The sequence below is a fragment of the Neiella marina genome (assembly GCF_002165625.1).
Taxonomy (GTDB): domain Bacteria; phylum Pseudomonadota; class Gammaproteobacteria; order Enterobacterales; family Neiellaceae; genus Neiella; species Neiella marina.
Genome location: NZ_NGNS01000023.1, coordinates 54,524 through 75,399 on the forward strand (window position 1 = coordinate 54,524; position 20,876 = coordinate 75,399).

At 48.6% G+C, this 20,876-nt stretch carries 13 protein-coding genes; 7 read left to right on the forward strand and 6 right to left on the reverse strand.

Annotation, left to right across the window (positions count from 1 at the left end):
* Positions 1-205: 205 nt before the first annotated feature.
* Complete coding sequence (locus CBE68_RS15470; RefSeq protein ID WP_087507005.1) at positions 206-1,666, forward strand: sulfatase-like hydrolase/transferase; 1,461 nt, start codon at positions 206-208, stop codon at positions 1,664-1,666.
* Positions 1,667-1,779: 113 nt separating this feature from the next.
* On the opposite strand, the gene CBE68_RS15475 is transcribed toward CBE68_RS15470, so the two are convergent.
* The 4 genes from CBE68_RS15475 to CBE68_RS15490 all read right to left on the reverse strand — a co-directional run bounded on the left by CBE68_RS15475 (position 1,780) and on the right by CBE68_RS15490 (position 7,123).
* Positions 1,780-2,220 (reverse strand): hypothetical protein, encoded by a 441-nt coding sequence (locus CBE68_RS15475; RefSeq protein WP_143824591.1) that lies wholly within the window; start codon positions 2,218-2,220, stop codon positions 1,780-1,782.
* A 127-nt stretch (positions 2,221-2,347) separates the two neighbouring features.
* Positions 2,348-3,997, reverse strand: a complete 1,650-nt coding sequence (locus CBE68_RS15480; RefSeq protein ID WP_087507007.1) for a sulfatase — start codon at positions 3,995-3,997, stop codon at positions 2,348-2,350.
* A 43-nt stretch (positions 3,998-4,040) separates the two neighbouring features.
* The gene (locus tag CBE68_RS15485; RefSeq protein WP_087507008.1) at positions 4,041-5,195 is read right to left on the reverse strand and encodes a hypothetical protein; all 1,155 of its coding nucleotides are present in this window, start codon (positions 5,193-5,195) and stop codon (positions 4,041-4,043) included.
* Complete coding sequence (locus CBE68_RS15490) at positions 5,195-7,123, reverse strand: FAD-dependent oxidoreductase (protein WP_087507019.1); 1,929 nt, start codon at positions 7,121-7,123, stop codon at positions 5,195-5,197. The genes CBE68_RS15485 and CBE68_RS15490 overlap by 1 nt, the downstream gene beginning before the upstream one ends.
* Before the next feature lie 212 nt (positions 7,124-7,335).
* Here CBE68_RS15490 and CBE68_RS15495 point away from each other — a divergent pair, with 212 nt between their 5' ends.
* From CBE68_RS15495 to CBE68_RS15505, 3 genes are all read left to right on the forward strand, one after another.
* Positions 7,336-8,784: a glycoside hydrolase family protein gene (locus CBE68_RS15495; protein WP_087507009.1), complete on the forward strand. Its 1,449-nt coding sequence runs from the start codon at positions 7,336-7,338 to the stop codon at positions 8,782-8,784.
* 381 nt (positions 8,785-9,165) lie between these two features.
* Positions 9,166-9,816: a PEP-CTERM sorting domain-containing protein gene (locus tag CBE68_RS15500; protein ID WP_087507010.1), complete on the forward strand. Its 651-nt coding sequence runs from the start codon at positions 9,166-9,168 to the stop codon at positions 9,814-9,816.
* A gap of 81 nt (positions 9,817-9,897) precedes the next feature.
* A complete protein-coding gene (locus tag CBE68_RS15505; protein ID WP_087507011.1) occupies positions 9,898-14,538 on the forward strand; it encodes a hypothetical protein in 4,641 nt (1,546 codons plus the stop codon).
* Between the two features lie 67 nt (positions 14,539-14,605).
* Here CBE68_RS15505 and CBE68_RS15510 read toward each other — a convergent pair whose 3' ends face one another.
* Both CBE68_RS15510 and CBE68_RS15515 read right to left on the reverse strand, forming a co-directional pair.
* Positions 14,606-14,917, reverse strand: coding sequence for a hypothetical protein (locus tag CBE68_RS15510; protein WP_087507012.1), 312 nt, complete (start codon positions 14,915-14,917; stop codon positions 14,606-14,608).
* A complete protein-coding gene (locus CBE68_RS15515) occupies positions 14,914-15,774 on the reverse strand; it encodes a hypothetical protein (protein ID WP_087507013.1) in 861 nt (286 codons plus the stop codon). The genes CBE68_RS15510 and CBE68_RS15515 overlap by 4 nt, the downstream gene beginning before the upstream one ends.
* 473 nt (positions 15,775-16,247) lie before the next feature.
* On the opposite strand from CBE68_RS15515, the gene CBE68_RS15525 reads away from it, so the two are divergent.
* The 3 genes from CBE68_RS15525 (at position 16,248) to CBE68_RS15535 (ending at position 20,680) form a co-directional block, all read left to right on the forward strand.
* Positions 16,248-18,179, forward strand: coding sequence for an Ig-like domain-containing protein (locus CBE68_RS15525; protein ID WP_087507015.1), 1,932 nt, complete (start codon positions 16,248-16,250; stop codon positions 18,177-18,179).
* Positions 18,180-18,369: 190 nt separating this feature from the next.
* Entirely contained in the window at positions 18,370-19,728 is a 1,359-nt protein-coding gene (locus CBE68_RS15530) for a family 16 glycosylhydrolase (protein WP_087507016.1), read from the forward strand.
* Between the two features lie 436 nt (positions 19,729-20,164).
* A complete protein-coding gene (locus tag CBE68_RS15535) occupies positions 20,165-20,680 on the forward strand; it encodes a hypothetical protein (RefSeq protein ID WP_087507017.1) in 516 nt (171 codons plus the stop codon).
* Positions 20,681-20,876 lie beyond the last annotated feature (196 nt).

Genomic DNA, 20,876 nt, shown 5'->3' on the forward strand with positions numbered 1-20,876 from the left:
TTAACGAGTAACATTTTCATCGCGACAAATAACATCGAGTAACGACACCCGCTGTTGCCAAAACAAAACATCATATGTTTAAATTAATAATATCTACAATGATCACTGAAATAGATGTCAGCTCGGTGTAACTTGCATTCACCAACACTGCATCAACATTGATTCCAGTTTTAAGCGCTGTCACTGAATCACTTTTGGAGTTCTAATGAAAAACCATTTGTCACTCGGCTTATTGGCCATGTTCAGTTTGCTGTCATGCGGTATAAACCTAGCTGTTGCAGGGCAAGCCGATTCAAGACCGAACATTCTTTTTATTCTGACTGACGACCAAGGTTATGCCGATGTTGGCTTTAACGGCGCAACCGATTTAAAAACACCGTCAATTGATGAATTGGCTGAAAACGGCACCGTCTTTACCTCTGCCTATGTGGTTCACCCCTATTGCGGGCCAAGCCGAGCTGGCTTAATGACCGGCCGTTACCCGCACAAATTTGGCTCCCAGTTTAACCTGCCAGCGACCAAAGATTCGGGTGGTTTGGGTTTGCCGACCGATGAAAGCTACATCAGTGAAGTGTTGCAAGATGCCGGTTACTACACAGGTATCGTCGGTAAATGGCACTTAGGTGAAATGCACGAACACCACCCCAATCAACGAGGCTTTGATGAATTCTTTGGCTTCTTGTTTGGCGGCCACAGCTACTTCCCAGAACAGTACCGCAAGAAGTACCAAGCGGCGCGAGACCGTGGTCTTGATAGCGCCATTTGGCAATACCTTGCCCCGATGCAGTACAACGGCAAAGAGATCCGAGAAACTGAGTATCTAACCGATGCATTATCGCGTGAGGCCTCTAGCTTCATCGAAAAGGCCAGCAAAAAGGATGAGCCGTTCTTCTTATACCTTGCTTACAACGCACCTCACACGCCGTTAGAAGCGAAAGAAGAAGACATGGCGTTATTCCCTGAGATTAAAGACAAGAAGCGTAAAACTTATGCGGGAATGGTTTGGGCGCTTGATAGAGGTATCAGCAACGTCGTCAAAACCCTCAAAGAGACAGGGCAATACGACAATACCTTGATTGTCTTTATGAGCGATAACGGTGGCCGCACCGACCAGGGTGCCAGCAACTACCCGTTAAAAGAAGGCAAAAACAGTGTTCAGGAAGGCGGTTACCGCACCCCGATGTTCATGCACTGGCCTGCCCAGCTCAAAGCTGGCAAGACATACAAACATCCGGTGTCATCGCTCGATATGTTCCCAACTTTGGCAACACTCGCAGGGGCTAAAATCGCCGAAGACAAAGATCTCGATGGCGTCGACATTCTGCCTGCGGTGCAACAAGACGTCAGCGCTCGCCCTGGTGATGTCCTGTATGTCATGGTCCACTGGGACGCCCACACCAACGTCGCCGCTCGCCGTGACAACCTGAAGGTCATTCGCACCGACAATGGTCCATGGCGCTTGTATGATGTTGATGCCGATCCAGCAGAAGATCATGACTTGAGCAAACAGTACCCAGACACAATCCGCGAAATGGTGTCGAAAATGTCAGTATGGAGCTGGTCACACCAACAGCCAGCGTTCTTCTACAATCACAAAAGTGCTGCTCAATGGCGCCTTAACGGCATGCCTCGATTTGATCAAACCTTTGAATTGAAAGAAAAGTAATGCCAATGGTTACTCCGCAAGAAAGGTCCAAATGCCTTCTTGCGGGGTTAACTATCGAAAAGCAAGTTACCTCCTTACGACAAGCAAGAAAATATAACTATCAAACACTTAACTTATTGATATTTGGCTTTAACAGTCGCCAAAAGGCGTTGCGCAGCTAGGTTGTATATGCCTTGGGCATATTGGCTTGGGTTATCGACATGAGCCGCTCTAGCATTGGCAATCATTCGGCTGGCGCCAACTTCTCTTCGAGACAGCTCAGGCTGCAAATCAAGGTCGCCAAGCGCCAGATAGATACCGTATGAGTACTCAATCAGAGCAGAATCAAAAGCGATACAGTATTTGAGCTTGCCTTCGTTAGTATTTTCAACTGCCGATGCGTAGCATTGAAGCAACTGTTCTATTGCTACTTGGTTTCCTTCTGTCTCCTGTATGGCCAGGAAATCATTGACAGCGGCATCGATTGCAGTGTCCTGTGAAACCTCTGCAACAGTTGCTTTAGTCCCAAGGAATAAACAACATCCCACGGCCAATATAGCGTTTGATATTTTCAACGTAAGCTCCTTTTATTTTGATACTTCACGACATTCAAAGCCTCGGACTTTCAAGCCAAGACTCAACGTCCACTTAACCTTTCACATCCCTCGAAAAATCAAGAGATCTGACTGTTTTGTTTGCTTGCTACTTTGCCAAATTTCCTTGCCAGCCAGCTTGAAACTGCTTAATCAGTCTTGCGGTTAATTTCGGCTTTTGTTCAGCGATATTGATCGTTTCATTGGGATCGGTTTGATGATCGTACAACTCAACAAACAACGGTTGCTGCTGCTCATCACGCGTATCAAGGTAAACAATAAGGCGATAGCGCTCCGTGCGCATGGCATAGCCCATTAGATAGTGTTCAAACAGCTCACGGTCCCAGCGCTCAGGAAACTGCTGCTGAATGCGCCCTTCAACTTCGGTGATCAACGGACCAAAGTAGGTTTCGCGCATCCCCGGCCGAAGTGGAAAAGCGCCCCACTCTCTGAGTGCAGAGTTGGGAAACTGGCTAAATACCGCAGCCTTCCAAGGCTGATCAGGTTGCGACAGCAGTGGTACAAAGCTTTGCCCCTCGAGGTGCTCGGGCAGCGGCAGCCCAGCAAGTTCTGTTAAGGTCGGGTACATATCCACCAGCTCGACCAGCGCTTTGGACGATGTGCCTGTGACGCTAGCTGTCATATCGGGGGTGACCACGATCAATGGTACTCGAGTGGCAATCTCATAATTGGTTGCCTTGCCCCACACGCCCATATCCCCCAGATGCCAGCCGTGATCACTCCAAATCATGATGATGGTGTTATCAGCGATACCCGCCTTGTCGATCGCTTCGATCATGCGGCCAATCTGGGCATCAACATAACTGATGCTTGCCAGATAAGCGTGTTTGAGGGTCCTCGCCAGTTCATCATCCAGTGGCCCTTGTTTTGGAATGCCGTAAAAGGTTCGTAATTCAAACGAAGCATGCAGCCCCATCGCTGCGCCGCCTTGTGGTGCCGTGTCATATTCAGCTAACGGAATGTCGGCCGGGTCGTACATGTCCCAGTATTTAGCAGGAGCAACCCAAGGCAAATGGGGTTTGTGAAAACCAAGTCCGATAAACAAAGGCTTGTCGGTTGTTTGCAGCGCATCGTTTAACGTCGCGATCGCGAGATCGGTGGAATGGCCATCTGGGTAAGTATTATCGGAGACGTCTGCCCGTTCATAGGCAGGGCCGCTGCCTAGGCCAAATTTGGCTTGCTGCCCATACTTGGCGAACATGACCTTTTTATTGGCGGCTTGGATATCTGTGTTTTGTTGTATCGCATAGCGCACTGGCTTTTTCAGTCCGGGTATCGATACCGGCTGACGACTCCAAGAATGGGCATCGTCCTTTTGAATGCTGTTGTGACCATGAAATACCTTGCCAAAGTACATGGTTTCATAGCCGTTGTTCATAAAGTGCTGTGGCAAGGTCAGGATATCGGGAATGTTGTCGCGAAAATGAACGTAGTTATGAGTCACCCCGAGAGTGTCAGGCCGCGCACCTGTCATCAAACTTGCACGAGATGGCCCACAAATGGGTTGTTGTACGTAGGCTCGCTCAAACCGCACGCCACGTTGAGCCACCGCATCTAGATTCGGTGTTATGGCGTAGTCGACACCAAAAGAACCCACATCAGCGCGCATGTCATCAATCGCAATAAAAAGAATATGTGGCCGCTGCACCTTGTTATCGTTGTTTGAAGTTGCTTGTTGCGAAGAGCTGCATGCTGTCACTGCCAATGCGGCAAACAATCCTGCCAATAGGTTTTTCATTTCAACATCCAAATCGAATAAATTTATATGGCCATCAATCCACTCAAAGGCGGTCGGTGTATTGATTACGAAAATGTTCCAGCTCGGTTTGATAATCAGCGGCGAACTCACTATCGGCCAAACTCCAGTAGGCTCGCCGTGACACGATAAAATTGGGATGGTTGATCAGTGCCGCCACAGCACTCATAGACTGGGCACTGGGCTGACGCTGGATGACATCGAGCAGCAAGTAGATGTGCTGCAGGTTATCTGTCACAGCCAGTTGCTCGCTTAACTGGTCAACAACATTTGCAGGCACCACTCGTCTTGCCGCTAACAAAGTGCTTAGCAATTGACTGACAATGTCGTCATTAGCTCGCTGAAATAGTCGTTGGACAAATTGCCAGTAATCTTGCCCAGCTAACTGCTCGGCAAACATCATGACATGCTCTGCCAATACGCCGGTGGCTGACGGCGATAACGCCAATACCGCTTGTTGCGCTTGGCCATCAAACCTCGATAATCGCAGCAGTTGCTCGATGGCAAAAAGTTGCTGTTGGCGGTTACCGGCGCGAACTAAATCGACCACCTTGTCTGCTCCGAGGTAATCGGCAGTATGGTTACGAATGGCAGCAACTAAATCACTATGCACCCAGTGCCACAGGGTATAGGAAGTCCAAATTGCTCCGCTTACCACATGATTCTCATTCACCAGCACTGACGCCCCGGAAAAGGCATCAGCGCCACTATCACCGCGCGGACGACTGAGCAATTTTTCGGGCGTGAGGTGTTTTAAATCAGAATCAGCAAACGCCAAAATGGCATCCAGTTTGTCATAATCGGCGGCATCAAAATCAATCCCTTCAGCTTTTTCAAGCGCTACGCCCCGGCTCAACTCATACCCCAAGTACTGTCCCAGTTCATTCCAATACAATCGGACAGGATCAACTCGGCAGATACCTTCACCACAGAACACTGAATTCACATCAACAAAAAAACGCACCTCGCCAGACCAGCTTTGCTGCCGGTTAAGCTGACGCAGTTTTGACTCCCCTGGCTTCATCCCGGGGTGATTGACCACCACATCAAATTGTTCGGTGGTGGGCCACTGGCAAGCCGGTACAGCGCCACCAGCAACGATTAAAGCCGCCACCATTGCCCGGCGTCGAACAGCCGAAAAGCAGCCAGCAAATTGGCCGAACATGATGCCAATAGACATCAGGCTTGGTATGCCCGAACTTCAAACAGCTTGCCATTTGGCGCACCATAGGTTTGTTCTAGGCGAATCCTAATCGCGGTTGTTGTCAGTGGTTCAAAGGTAAACTTGATCAACCGAGTGCGATTGTTTGTGACCACTGCCAGCCGCTGCCAACGACCATTCACTCGCGCTTCAAGCTGCAATTGCTTGAGTAGTTCTGGTGGCACAGCATTGATAAAGACATCATCATTCTTGGATTCCTTGAGCATCATGATATTGCGCTTGGTGTTGGTATCGCACTTGATCTCAACGTTGCTTAACTCAACCGGTTGCTGCCATTCAAACACCACATCGGCAGGCAAACCGCGCGACATCCAGTGATTGACCTGACCATCGATATCGCGAGAAATACCATTGGTGAGCAATTGGGCATCGCCGGTAGAAGTTGAAGAAGCGACAATAATCGCCGCTTGCCTAGCGAGATCGGCCTCATCGTTGGCCGGACGCTTGGGAATATATAAATCATCTCGCAATAAGTTTTCCTGCAGCTGTGTTAGGTAATCGGTGTAGATCTGGCGCGGCGACACATCATTAGCGACACAAATCGCAGCGGCAGTTCCCACCGCCTGCCCCATTAGCGAGCAAGTTCCCATCACCCGCGAAGACGACAAGGCGATATGGGTTTGGGAAATGTTGCGACCTGCAAACAACAGATTATTGATGTTTTTTGAATACAGGCTGCGATAAGGAATTTGGTACACCTGATGAAAATGGGCATGGAAGAAACTTGGCGGATCATTGAGGTTTTCAATGCCCCCCGGATTGTGTTCATCTAACGACCAGCCGCCGTATGCCACAGCATCATCAAAGTGTTTATGATTTAACAAATCCGGCTCACTGAGAATGTAGTCACCGATAAAACGGCGCGACTCTCGGCGCCCAGGCAGTGATTGAACCCAATCCAGCGCCATGTTTTCTGCTTCTGGAAACTTGCCGGAATTCTTAATGTAGTCCCACACACCATACAAATAACCCATTAAGGTATGACGATTTTTTTCAAACTCAGCAATGATGTCGTCATCGCTCCCCACTTCAATCCACCAAATGCCATTTTCGTAGCCAGCAAACTTACGTCGTTTATTCGATTTCTCGGCTTCATATTTGATGGTGTATGACGGCGGCTCGAATGGCATGGGCTGGCCCATATCAACGGATGACATCAGCAGTGTCGCGCCCATCTGCCAACCATCAGCTTGATCCGGCGCATACTGCTCATTGAACTCTTTTTTGCCTTCTCGACCAGTACGATATTGCGCGCCCGCCTGAGCCGCGAGTAAGCCATCGCCAGAGCAATCAATGAATTGCTTCGCTTTGATTTCAAATTCAGTTTCGGTTGTTGCTTGCCAGCAGGTAGCTGATTTAATGACATTGCCACTGACATATGCACGCAGAGCCTGAGTATTTAACATCAGTTCTATATTCGGTTCGCGGGTAACAAATTCGTACAGCACATGGTCCCAAACGGGGAAGGATTCCTGCTGATTCATGAAGCGATTAAGCAACAGAATCTCTTCGATAATGCCAGTCTCACGCTCAGGTTTACCGTCTGGCCTCAAGAAGCTCACGCCGTGCACATGGACACGCATTTCGCTTGAGCTATTGCCGCCAAGGACAGGTCGGTCTTGCACCAACACCACCTTGGCACCATTCCGTGCGGCAGCAACAGCAGCACATATTCCAGCCAAACCACCACCAATCACAGCAACATCGTATTGCCGAGTCTGACGTCGGTCGGGGCGCCGAAACTGGCCCTGACTCATATCAAACCATTGATCATGATTGCGCGAATTTAAAGGGCTGCAATCACTACTGGCATTGGCACTAAACGGCGCTAGGCCAGCAGTCATCGCTCCGGCAACACCTGCTTTGAAAAACTCTCTACGTTTCATAACGACTGACTTCATCACGGCACAAGAAACCAGCAGTATGAAAACCTCCATCAAGGGGATCAAAACATTGTTATTATTTTGTTGTTTGTATCACATTTATATTCATATGATGTTTTGAAGCAATCATAATCAACCTATGCTGAGTCGATAGTGACAGTCGTTGTTCACGAGTACCCACGCTGATAGAAAAAACGCATGACAGAGGTATTACCATGCAGAACGCCATACAAACCGTAACCTCGGTGATTCTGGCCTGTGCCGCAATCGCCTGCTCAGGCAACCCCAATTCAACAATGATTGCACAACCTACCGTGCAGCAATCGAGTAAAAACCTGCCCGAGCAACATTTCTACCAGCCACCCGAAGTGTTATCTGAAACCAGAAATTTGGTCACTGACTATGGCGTTAATAACCTCGATCAACTGGATGATTCCGCCCTTCTACAAGCTGCGATTAATGACCTCAGTGCCTTGCCTGCAGGCGGTAAGCTGATTATTCCTGCCGGCGACTACTACTTGCTGGAGATCAAGTTAAAGTCCAATGTGCAATTGGAAATCCAACAAGGGGCAACAATTTATCCCACCTTTCGCAATGATGGTCGCAACCACCGTATCTTTAAATTCGGCAGCAACAATAGCCCGGCCATTGAAAATGTCAGTGTGATCGGCACAGGCGACGGCTTTCGAGTCAATCTAGCGGCTACGGACGATAACAAGATTGCAGTATTCGATCTGGGCAATATCAACAACTTCAAACTGGCTAATTTTGAGATTCAAGACAACCGAACCATTTTTGCGTCGATCTTGGTGTCCCTCGCCAAGTACAAGGGCAACTATGGCTGGCCAACCAATGGTGTGATTCAAGATGCCAGAAACCTCAATGCGTTCATCGGCTATGGTTTGATTCAAACCTATGCCGCCGACAACATTCTGTTTGATAACGTCTACAGTGAGGGTGGCGTGGCATTGCGATTAGAAACCGACAACCTGATGATGAAAAAAACCGGTAAGGGCGGCATCCGCAATATCTATGCTCGTAATGTCGGTTGTGAAAATGGTCTAGCTGCGGTGATGTTCTCTCCTCATTTTATGGACAACGGCGCAGTTCATGTCGATGGCGTCCATGCCAAAGGCTGCTCGTTTGCCGTGCGGATTGACCAAGGTTACGTCGAACTGTTTAGCGCTGTGGGTCAAAGTAAAGCCAGCTGGATTACTGAAGTCGAAACCTTGATTGGTCAGGGATCCATTTCTCATATCTATAAACGTGGCAACGGCGATACTCGTTGGGCGGCTCGTATCAAAGGTCAGTTTGGCGATGTCGTTCATGCTAAAACAGGGTTAAAACCGGGCTCCTACCAATCTTCGACAGTCACCGGGATAACCGTTGAAGCTGGCGACAAAGCCCATTTGAAACAAGAGTTCTTGCGTTACCTACCCTGCGCAGATCTGAAAAAGGTCTGTCGCCCGGGAGCCACAGGTTCGGAGTATCATGGCCCTGCCGTTGCTGCAGTGTGGGACAATTCCGACGGCACCATGGGCAGCTACCAAGTTGACATCACCGATGTAACAACACTCGGATTTAAATCTCAGCAACCGCAATCGGTGACGCTATCAACGACACCTATGTGTCCAAACTTTTCCCTTCCTAAAGCATGTCATTAATCGTTCAGTAACCTTGCAGGTCACGGCAATAACACCTTATTTGCCGTGACCGATACCTGCCCTTGTAAGCGCAACGTCACAGTCGACATTTGGCCCTAATGGTGTCAAAAACTTTTACACCGACTTAGCAAAACAGCCAAAAATATGAGATCAAGATAAAAGTATGATGTTTACATTAATGCAACAATTTGTTCGCTTTCGATTGGTCAAAAAGCACTCGGTTGTGGTGACTCCCCATCGCCACAGCCGAGTTCTCTTAACCAATCAAACTCAATAATTAAAGCACGGCGTCGACCGTGCTCAAGCGACTTCAAATTGGGAGGTCGATTACTGCTGAACAACCAAGTAATCGCCTGACATAACACGTGGTAGGGAAAAATCATGTTTTCAAATTTACACTGTGGCCGCCTGCTCCAAGGGGCTGCATTAACGACAGGTTTACTGCTATCGAGCTCTGCATGTGCGGGCTTGATTAACGTTGGCTTTGACACAGGTATGGCTGACTTTGGTTGGAACGGTGTGGTTGCCGATGGCTTCGGTGGCGAGTTTCCAGTCGATGTCCTCAGTTCAGACGTATTCTCATTCGATAGCGCCGCTGGCAGCGCCACTATCATGGCAACAGATTTCTGGGCCGGCGGCTACCTGTTTCAAACATTTGCTGTTGACGCCGACTATGACCAATTGTCATTGGCCTACGATTTTGCAACGTCAGCCGATTACGAACCAGTGAATATTGGTCTGTGGTCGGGTGGCGCATTACTGCACGACTTTCTCGATCCCAGTGACGGCCTTAGCTTTGATTTCAGTCGCTTGAACGTCAACGACCTGGTTGAACTCAGATTTGGTTTTGAGGATTGGGATTTCAACTATTTCAACGACTATCTAACCGTCTCTGACATCGCCATTAGCACCAAGACCGCGGCCGCCGTTCCTGAACCGTCCTCTGTGGCACTGTTTTCGCTAGCCCTGCTGGCACTGGGCCATCGCTCCCTATCTCGCCGGACAACAACGACGTTAGTGGCTGCCAAATAAGCATCGGCAAAGCCACCAACGAACGACCAACAATCAGCAATCGTTGATTGTTGCATCCCAGATTCAAATGGAGACTGGATCATGATTGGTTGTCATACCAAACACATATCTGTCAACGAGGTCGGGCGCAGTTCTCGAGCACTAGTGACCTTAGCAATGATTGCTAGCTCAAGCCTATTACCTTTTAACGCAATGGCACAAACTGATGGCTCCTGGGTCATTGTTGATCAAGCCAATATTGAAAAAAGCCGCATCTACATGGAGCGCGGCGTCGGTTATTTTACTTACAACGACATTGTCATCGATGATGCATCAGCCCTGTCCGAGCAACTGAGATTGGTTGTTAAAGACAATAGCCATGAGGTCATTGGCGCCGACGGCACTGACGCCAATGCCAACCCATATGTAACGGTCGAAGCGCTCGGTGATCGCAACAAAATCTACTTCGAGCCCAAGCGTGCGGCCTTCTCTTACGCCATCGAGCTACAACAACTGGTGGCACCACAATTACCCGGCGCCTTTGAACTGAGTTACGACTTTGATAGCGCTGCCGATATTCAAACCGACAACAACAACTGGGAAGGCTGGGTTTACCCAACGGCAAATCGCGGCGTCATGTCGTTTGCCGCAGGAGCCGGTGACGATGGTTCCGGCGCCTATGCTTTTGAAGATACCAGCAGCAATAGCACCGCATCACAGCATGGTATTCGGTTTAACAATCGCACCAATCAGCCAAACATCAACCCGTGGTTTGACGCCTTAGCATTTGCCCAAGGCAAAACCATTCACAAAACTTCAGTGAAAGTGCGGGTCGAAAAAGCAACACCGGGTGATGTCACCGTTTACCATAACTTGATCCCTTACCCACTCGTAGACGGAGTGAAAGGCGATCAAATCAATGCTGGTATTGCCGCGGGGCCAAAGTATGCTGCGGTCATTCCTGCATCAGACAATGGCAAATGGGTTGATATTGAATTTGTTGATGGCAACTCAGGCTCAACTGAATTCACCATTCCATACAGTTGGGCTCATTTTGATGGTAGTTCGGATATTCAGGTCTACCCGCAATTTACCTTTGGTGGCTTAGCCCAAGGCGATAAAGTTTATATCGATGACTACCAGTTGAGCGGTGCCGATGTCATGCTAGATGGCTCCGTTGGCGATGCCAGTGGCGGTGGTGACGATAATGATGAGCCATCAACCAGCAACCCAGTTGCTGACGGTGAGTTTAGCTATAACTTCAACGTCAATCAGATCCAAACCGAAAACAACAATTGGGAGGGCTGGGTTTACCCAACCAAGAATCGTGGTGTCATGGCCTTTGTCGAGGGTGTCGGCGCAGATGGTTCTGCGGTAATGGCCTACGAAGACACCAGCACCAACGTCAACATTAGCCAAAACGGCGTTCGTTTTAACAACCGAACCAATCAAGACAACATCAACCCATGGACTGACTTTTTAGCGGATGCGGTTGGCAAAACCCTAAACTCAGTATCGCTCTGGGTAAAAGTTGAGAAAGCCACCGCAGGCAACGTCACCGTGCGCCACAACCTGGTGCCTTATCCGCTCATTGATGACACCAAAGGCAAGCAAATCAATGCTGGCATTGCTGTGGGCCCTGAGTACGAAATGATCATTCCGGCCTCAGCTAACAACACTTGGGTGCAAGTCGAATTTGTTGATAGCAAGACCGGTCAACGTCAGTTCACTATTCCCGAGACTTGGAAGCACTTTGACGGCACTTCGCCTATTCAGGTTTATCCGCAATTTCTATTTGCAGGCCTTGAAGTTGGCGACAAGGTTTACTTTGATAATTACCTCATTGGCAACCAACCCTTGGTTGATCCCTGCTGTGAACCAGTAGACGATGACGGCGGTAGTTCAGGTGGTAGCTCTGGCGGTTCTGGCGGCAACGATACCAGTGCCCTCACCAGCACGCTGACCGGTGCAACCGGCGCTAATGGTGCCTTTAACCTTGGTGACAACCTGTCCTTTAGCTACAACTTTGATGTCAATGAAACGACTGCCAGCCAAGGTGAACAAGGTTGGATTTACTCGGTGCTTGATCGCGGCGTTATGGCGTTTGAAAGCGGCTCAGGTAAAGCTGGCTCGGCACTGTCTTACACCGACTCCCACGTCAATATTAACCCTGAACAAAATGGTGTGTTACTGCAGGACTGGAATGGCAACCCATTTACCCAAATGTTCATGAACCACGGTCATACCATCAAAACGGTGTCGCTATGGGTTAAAACCGACTTGGTGACGGAAAAAGACATTGAGCTCATCCACTACCTCATTCCATATGGTTTGGAGGTTGGCAATAAGAGCGTCAACTACCCAGCCGGTATTGCCGCGTCGCCGAAACTGGTAGGCACCATTCCTGCTGGTAGTTCTGACTGGGTCAAAGTCGACTTTGTGATTGATGGTAGCGACGGAATTGACTTCACCATTCCATCAACTTGGTTCCACGCCATTGCCGGCAATGAACTGCAGATCTACCCTGAATTCAAGTTTGCTAACACTGAAGTGGGCGACAAGATCTACATTGATGAGTACCAAGCTACCTCTGTTGTTGGCGAGCCTTTGCCAATCCCTACCGACTTCACCATCGATTATGATTTTGAAGCGGCAACCATTGCTCAAAATGGCGGCTGGGGCTTTATCGCTAACGGCTTCGGCAGTTACACCTTGGAAGATGGTAGCGGCTACGAGGGCAGCAAAGCTGTGTCCTTTACCGATATCAATGCCGGTACTTTCATTGGCAATCACTCGCTGCTGTGGCACAAATGGGGCGCTTCTAACCCTTGGAGTGGCGAATTTGGCGGAGGCAAAGTCGGTACTGAAATTCAGTCGGTCACGCTGCGCGTGAAAGTTGAAAAAGCACCGGGCAATGAAGGCACCGACGATGTCATCATCAAGCATCACTTGTTACCGTGGAATATCAGTGGCTCCAACAAGTTTGACAAAGTTGCTGCAGCCCAAGCGGTCACCGCTGATTACACTGCCAGTGTCAGTGCCAGTGACTTCGGTCAATGGCAGCAAGTGACCTTTGTCGATGCCAACACCAACTCGCAAACCTTCATTGTTCCCGATAGTTGGAAGCTGGCCAGTGGCGCCGACATCGTTGATGTGCTGCCATCATTCTTCTTCGGTGGCTTGGAAGTTGGCGATAAAGTGATTATCGATGACTACCAACTGATTGGAGACAATGAATTTGCTCAATCGGTGGTGCCAGAAGAACCTGAGCATGACTATGGCTTCCATGATGGTAGCGGAACTTACACCCAAACTGACCGCCCAGAGCCGCTGGCAGTGGTCGACAGCGACTTCTATGTCGAGCCAACATCCTTTGCAGTGGTGCAAGACTTAGTCGCTGACTTGGGCTTTGTTCCTTCCGGCGCAGATGATACTGCCGCGATGCAAACAGCAATTGATTCAGTGGCCAACCTGCTTAGCGCAGGTGACAGTGGCAAGATCTTGGTGCCCGCCGGTGACTACTATGTTCGCAGTTTGAAGTTCAAGTCGAATGTCCACATGGAAATGGCCGAAGGTGCGGTATTCCATATGGCTGCAGGCGGTGGTTACAACGTCTGGATGTTCGAAATGGGCAATGGCAATGATGGCAAAGTCGAAAACTTCAGCTTTGTTGGCCAAGGCAATGGCTTTAGCATTGATTTGACCGATGCGCCGAATATCCGCACCGCGGTATTCAAAATGGGCGACATTGAAAACTTCAAGTTCTCCAACTTCAGCATTGCCGATCGCAAATCGATCTTCGCCTCGTTCTTAGTCGGTATCACCGAGCGAGACAATGATATCCACTGGCCGGTCTCCGGCATCATTGAGAAGGTCAGCCAATCCAACTCACTGTTTGGTTACGGCTTGGTGCAAATGTATGGCGCTGACAACATTCTGTTCCGCGACCTGCATAGCCAAGGCGGTATTACCCTGCGGATGGAAACCGACAACCTGACGATGAAGGAGTATGGCAAAGGTGGCATCCGCGATATCTTTGCTGAAGATATCCGAGGCACCGATTGCTTGGCGCCGGTGATGTTTGGCCCTCACTTCCAGCAGAACGGTTCGGTGCAAGTCAATGGCGTTACCGCCAACGGTTGTGGCTTTGCGGTTCGGGTTGATGATGGTTTTGTCGAAGTATTCAGCCCTGCGGGAGAGGCATACACTCGCAATAGCTGGAAAGATAAAGTCAATGAGCTTTATGGCGACAATTGCTCCGCTCAGCCCTACTCGCGCGGCACCAATCAGTGGGCAGCACGGATTAATCATCGCCCAGAGTGCTTGGACGCCGTGCATCAGCGGACTGGCTTGAAGCCGGGTTGGTTTGAGGAATCATATGTCTACAATGTCACGGTGAATAACGGCACCAATGCCCATTTGAAGCAAAATCAGCTGGGTTACTTTGCCGATACCAACCCGAGTTGTGACAACGTCTGTATTGCCGCTGAGTCGCAGTGGGACAAGCCGGGTCAAATCTATATGGGGCCGTCGCTTGGTGGCGTCTTTGACCTGAATGAACCGGATGTTGACTACCACTTCAACATTAATGTCATTGGCCTCAATATGGTGAACTTCCCAGCCACCAACCTGCCAACGGTTGATGCTCACACCCCAACAGCACGAGTATGCCCATACTATGTTGCCGATGGTGCCGCTGAGTGTAGTGATGATCGCTGGAACTATGTTGAAGCGGTCGAATAACTAAACTCGGCAACAGCAATCATCAAAAAGGGCTCATCGCGAGCCCATTTCTTTATTCGGATAATCACTAAATTAGCAACACACTGAATAGCTTCTGCAACGGCGCTAACGCCCACTCGTACTTTTCATATAATGCTTTGGCACCCTCGGCCCATGTGGGTTTGTCATTGGCCGCAACTAAGGCGTCAACGTCTTGCTTCAACGCATCATATTGAGTTTGGCTGATACTTTGTTGGCTAAGCAATTCTCGAAGCTCGTGATCAAATGACTCAACGGCTTTCTGACATGAGTATGAAATGGTGTTGTTATCACCTTGAACAATATTACCAAAGTCATTACTGCCACCTGATACCGAGATATTGATTGTTCCTTTGCTCATGCCTTCGCTCCCTTGGCGACGCTGGTCACCTTATTCATCGCCCCTTGCACCACATTGCCCATCGATACCTTGCCACCGGAGATACTGATGTTCATCACCTGCATTTTCTGCGCTTTCAATTCGCTAGTATCAATACCGTTTTGCTCCAGCTCATCGATCATGGCATTGAACACGGCATCATGAATGCAGCGAATCTGAGTGATAATGTCCATTTCATTGTAGGACGCCGGATAGATGGTTCTAATGCCACCAAGCAAATCATGGGTTTTCTTGATATACGCCGAGATCCAAAACCAAAACGTCAGCGGCGAATAGGCAATCAAGCTGAACTTTTTATCGCGATCAATAAAGCCGCCACACAGCACCCGCCACTCTATCGAATGCATTTTGCCAAAACTCGATTGATTCAACACCAGCGTAATCGCCGTCCCTCTGGATGTGGTTTGCGAACTAGCGCGCAAAAAGGTGCGCGCTTCAGATTCGGCTAAATCGGAATCAATGTCAGCAATCTTAACTTCCTCCAATGCCCCCACCGGAGTTGTGGCAGAAAGCCGCTCGGCAATGGCTTGGTAAAGTGAATCAGCCATTGAATTTTGGTGATAAAACACATGCTGGAAACTACCAAACACCTCGCCGTAGTAGCGAAAAGGAAAGTTCTTTTTGAATGTGTTAGAACTTGCCGACATAGCGGACACTTCTTTGTTGACCAACACGTTGGTGATAATGCCTGTGACCAACAGCAGGATTATCGATAATCCGGCGGTAAAAGCAGCCAGCACTATGTGTACGATAAGCGCAGTGACTATGGTCATCACCTTCACTTTGTTGTTTATTTTTCCTGAGTCGAGCAATTCCATCGCTTATTCCTTGTTCAATTGGCTCGGCACCTTGCCAGCACAATAACCTTTAACTCGATATGCCATATCACCCAGCACCCGCAGCACTGTGATGACATAGCCAGACTTCACAAGTATAAGCATTGGTTGTTTTTTGTGCAGAATGGTTGCGTTTTATCAAATTGGGCAGATTGCCTTTCAGATCATCAATCAAGTGAAAATTAAGCAAGCAAAATAAAACATCCTACCTTTGATCACATAACACAAATATAAACATCACAACCCATTAACAAAGCGCTCATTCCTCGGTACCGTCTGTTTGGGCGAATGCAATAGCGCATTTGCTCGCTTCAATAACAACCAGAAACGCTCTGATAACGAGTACGCACTCAGCCTCGTTGGCTGCGCCACCAGTGATCTGCTGACAGCCAAATCGAGACTGATGGTTTCAGAGCAAAATACACAACAAAAACAGAAAATTAAGAACCAAAACGATGCATAAAAGTATACTCATTACACCATTATTAATGGCCATCACCGGCTCGCTGAATGCGGAAGTGATTAGGCCTACAGGATTTCAGGGTGGCCAAGTTCGCTGGCAAGAACAAGGCAATCGAACAGACGACTTTGAAAGCGGCTCGCTCAATCCTAGCAAGTGGCAAAATGCGCCTGCTAGCTTGAACGTTGGCGCGTGGACGTTTGCCCAACCCAATGCCTATGTCAACAACGGTCGATTAATTATTGAGACCACTCAGGAAACCCATACTCGATCATTTCAAGACAGCTGTTGGGATGGCGTTGCTGGCGGTTCATCACAAACCGTGCAACGTAAACTGTTTTACAAGTCAGGCGCCGTTCGTTCAAGCGTTGAGGGCGTTTACGGCTTCTATGAAGCCAAGATCAAGGGCGTCGATATTTTTCCTGGTTTGAGTCCAGCATTTTGGCTTTACAGCGATGGCCACCCATTCCCAGATCGCAATGAACCCGGCCAGTACGTCGACTACAGTGAAATTGACATCGTCGAACTACAGCAAGCCGATTGGCGCAGCCCAACAGATTTTGATGACCAGTTTGATATGGACCACAACCTCCATGCGCGGGTTGAAGAAAACGGTCAAATCGTCTGGAAGCGACCAAAACCAAATCCAGAGGCACAGTTGCTTCACTACCGAGCACCATTTGATCCAGGACTCGATTTCCACACCTATGCCGTTGAGAACCGCCCAGACAAAATCACTTGGTATGTCGATGGCGTCGAAGTTGGTTCCAAACCCAATAAATGGTGGCATCGGCCAATGCACTTGATCTTTTCGCAAGGTTTACGCCGCCACCTGATCAAATACAACTCGGCGTGTCAGCGTGCCGATCCAAATCCTGATAACGTCATCTCGCAAGGCTTCCCAGAAAAAGCGCGTATGCAAATTGAGTACGTTAAAACTTGGAAAGCGCTGCCTTCAGTTTGGATTGAAAACCCAAGCCAATACCAGTCAACCAACTACCCAACAGGTGGCAACCTGCAGGTTAAAGTGTCGTATCACGGCGGTAGCGATGACTATGTCGACAGCGGCAATTACAACGGTATTACGCTCAATCTAATCGAGAAAAATGCCAGTGGTTTGGTGCGCGTGGTGAAATCGGTCAATGATCCAACCACCACCAACGACGACAAAAAATACGCTGGTGATACCACCTTAAACATTGGTCTTAGCGGTGTAACGCCAACAGCACAACTACCTAACGGCCACTATTACGCCCTAGCACCTGTGTTTAAGTCATCGAATGGTTCTACCGTTTACGCTCAAAGCGCAGTGGCCAATATCAACATTACCGGCTCCAATAACGGTGGCGGCAACGTCGCAGTCACTGGCGTGTCACTGGCACCTAGCTCGTTGTCGGTAGAAGTGAATGCCACTAAGCAACTGACACCAACCGTCAGCCCATACAACGCGACGAATCCATCGGTGTACTACTACTCTGACGATAGCTCAATTGCGTCAGTCAGTGATTCGGGTGTCGTTACCGGTAAGAAAGCGGGACAAACCCTAGTGACAGTCACGACCAACGATGGCACCTACACCGATAGCAGTACAATCACTGTTACCGCGGGCTCTGGCTCGGGTGGTGATAATGGTGGTGACAATGGCGGTGATACTGGCAGCTGCGATGGCAGTTGGGTAGCTGTCTCATCGGTATCTTTGTCAGCGCCCAAAACCACCTTGTCGCCGGGTGAAACAGTGACGCTGTCACCAACGGTTCTTCCGGCATGCGCTAGCAACAAAAATGTGACCTACAGTACCAGCAACAAGAATGCTGCGATCGTCAACTCAAGCGGCGTAGTAACAGCGAAAAAAGCCGGCACTGCGGTCATTACCGTGAAGACTAAAAACCTCGGTAAAACCGACACCATCACAATCACTGTGAAATAACGATTGCCTTATCAACAATCGTCAATTCAATCGGGCCGCATCAGCGGCCCGATTATTATCAGTGATACAAACCGCTGCATGGATCAGAAATCCACCTCACATAAACATCATACGTTTGATCACATATCACGTAACTGTGTTACTGTAACGGTTATCCACAACTCATGACTCGACGAGAAGAACGATAACGATGCCGCAAAGTCTACTGAACAAGCCACCCTTCATTCGCTTACTGACTCCTCTACTGTTTGTCGCTGCCTCAGCCTCAGCAGAGGTGACTCAGCCCAATGGCTTTGAAGCGGGCCAAATTCGCTGGCAACAGCAAGACAACCGAAGTGATGATTTTGAGAGTGGTGCGCTCGATGAAAACAAATGGGAAAACGCGCCAGCAAGCCTTAATGTCGGCGCTTGGACCTTTGCCAAACCAAACGCTTATGTCAACGATGGCAAACTGGTGATTGAAACGACCCAAGAAACTCACTCTCGACCATTTCACGACAGTTGTTGGGATGGCGTTGCCGGCGGCTCAGCCAAAACAGTGCAACGCGAACTCTACTACAAGTCAGGTGCAGTACGTTCGAGTGCCGAGGGCGTCTACGGCTTCTATGAAGCAAAAATAAAAGGGGTTGAGATCTTTCCAGGATTAAGCCCTGCGTTTTGGCTCTATAGCGATGGCCACCCTTACCCCGATCGCAATGAACCAGGGCAATACGTTGACTACAGTGAAATCGACGTTGTTGAGTTGCAACAAGCTGATTGGCGCAGCCCAACGGATGTTGATGACCAATTCGACATGGACCATAACCTTCATGCCCGCGTTGAAGAAAACGGCCGCATTGTCTGGAAGCGCCCGAAACCAAACCGCGAAGCACAGCTGCTACACTATCGAGTGCCGTTTGATCCGCGGTTAGACTTTCATACCTATGCGGTTGAGAACCGTCCCGACAAAATTACTTGGTATGTGGATGGTGTGGAGATTGGCTCGAAACCCAACAAGTGGTGGCACCGGCCGATGCATGTGATCTTTTCACAGGGGCTGCGACGTCACCTCATCAAATACAACGGCAATTGCCAGCGCGCCGATCCGAACCCCAACAAGATCATCACCGAAGGATTCCCAGACAAAGCTCGGATGCAAATTGAGTACGTCAAAACATGGCAAGCACTGCCATCGGTTTGGCTAGAACAACCGCAACAATTGCAATCAACCAGCTACACCACCAATGGTGAACTGAGCTTGACAGTGGCCTACCATGGCGGTAGCGAATACTTCGTTGATAGCGGCAAATTCGAAGGCGTGACAGTCAACCTAGTGGAGAAGAACAATAGCGGTCTGGTGCGAATCGTGGCTTCAGCAACGGATAAAACAACCACTGAAGATGACAAAAAGTACGCAGGCCAGAGCCAATTTACCCTCTCACTAACAGGCGTAAAACCAACGGCACAACTGCCTAGCGGCCACTACTACGCCATTGAACCAGTATTCAGCTCGTCGAATGGTTCAGAGATATACGCGCAAACAACGGTAGAGCATCTGAAGATTAACTAACTGCGCTAACTGCAACACCCGCTTGCATAAAGCCGACTTGAAGATAGCAACACAAGTCGGCTTTATGCCTTTAGACACATCTTTCCTGACTACCAACGCTCAAAGCATCACTCCCAACTTTTGGAACGGCTTGTTTACACACGTCAAAACCAAGTGCCGCAGAAATACTGTATATAAATCAGTACCAGCACATTTCAGTGAAATCGGACCCAATTTGAGCTGAGTCGCTGATTTTTAGCGACCAACAGGATATATTCAGTGACACGAAGGGAATCAATCGGTTAGAGCATTCTGCTGATGCCAAGCCTAAAGGACATAGGCGAACACTCTCCGACAACATCCCCATTATCAAAATAGGTATACAGTCCTCCCTATCTGGATAGTACGGACTCGGTATACCTAATAAGCGTTAGGTTTAAAAGGAGTAACCTGCTACATGAAAGTATTTTTCGCTATCCTTGGAACATTTATTACAGGAGCCATAGGTTATTATCAATATTTTTATGACCATGATTTAAAGTGGCGAGATTTAAGATACAAAGAAGCGAAAGTTGTATATCAAGATCTACTCCGTCAAACCGCATTTTTGTCTGAATATAGTAAAAGTGATAACTTTGATACCAAAGTGTTTGAAAATAAGCTTGATAAACTAGATTTGTTTTTATCTAGTGATTTCATGCTTTATAAAGGCGATATGGTTCATATGAAAGCATTGAAGTTATTCATTCAATATCGAGAATGCTTAAAAACTAAAAAAAATGATATTAGTGCCTCTTGTGATACGTCTAAGTTAGGCGGTTATCAGTACCGTTTATCAATTTGCAGTCGTCTATCTCTTGACCATATCCGTGAAGTTCCTGACACAACTGTACCTACCAACACAAACGAGTTAATTGAACGCATTGTCAAAAATGAAAATATTGAGGATCTTAAATCAGACTGTAAATATTAAACCTAACAAGTCGTTCAAGCGGGACTCGTAACAGTTGGCTCGGTTCCGCTTCGCTTCACATTTTAGCCAACTATTTCTCGCCCCTTAACGAGGCGCTGGGGGATCCCCTCATAATTCTGGCATCCCTGTTTGGTGAATTTGCTTGATGTAGTGCCCGATAGCCCACCGTATATCTGCGCTGCTGATAGGGTAATCT

Coding starts and splice junctions, on each gene's coding strand:
- CBE68_RS15470 (WP_087507005.1), top strand. CDS start 206: ATGAAAAACCATTTGTCACTCGGCTTATTGGCCATGTTCAGTTTGCTG.
- CBE68_RS15480 (WP_087507007.1), bottom strand. CDS start 3,997: ATGAAAAACCTATTGGCAGGATTGTTTGCCGCATTGGCAGTGACAGCA.
- CBE68_RS15485 (WP_087507008.1), bottom strand. CDS start 5,195: ATGTCTATTGGCATCATGTTCGGCCAATTTGCTGGCTGCTTTTCGGCT.
- CBE68_RS15490 (WP_087507019.1), bottom strand. CDS start 7,123: ATGAAACGTAGAGAGTTTTTCAAAGCAGGTGTTGCCGGAGCGATGACT.
- CBE68_RS15495 (WP_087507009.1), top strand. CDS start 7,336: ATGCAGAACGCCATACAAACCGTAACCTCGGTGATTCTGGCCTGTGCC.
- CBE68_RS15500 (WP_087507010.1), top strand. CDS start 9,166: ATGTTTTCAAATTTACACTGTGGCCGCCTGCTCCAAGGGGCTGCATTA.
- CBE68_RS15505 (WP_087507011.1), top strand. CDS start 9,898: ATGATTGGTTGTCATACCAAACACATATCTGTCAACGAGGTCGGGCGC.
- CBE68_RS15510 (WP_087507012.1), bottom strand. CDS start 14,917: ATGAGCAAAGGAACAATCAATATCTCGGTATCAGGTGGCAGTAATGAC.
- CBE68_RS15515 (WP_087507013.1), bottom strand. CDS start 15,774: ATGGAATTGCTCGACTCAGGAAAAATAAACAACAAAGTGAAGGTGATG.
- CBE68_RS15525 (WP_087507015.1), top strand. CDS start 16,248: ATGCATAAAAGTATACTCATTACACCATTATTAATGGCCATCACCGGC.
- CBE68_RS15530 (WP_087507016.1), top strand. CDS start 18,370: ATGCCGCAAAGTCTACTGAACAAGCCACCCTTCATTCGCTTACTGACT.
- CBE68_RS15535 (WP_087507017.1), top strand. CDS start 20,165: ATGAAAGTATTTTTCGCTATCCTTGGAACATTTATTACAGGAGCCATA.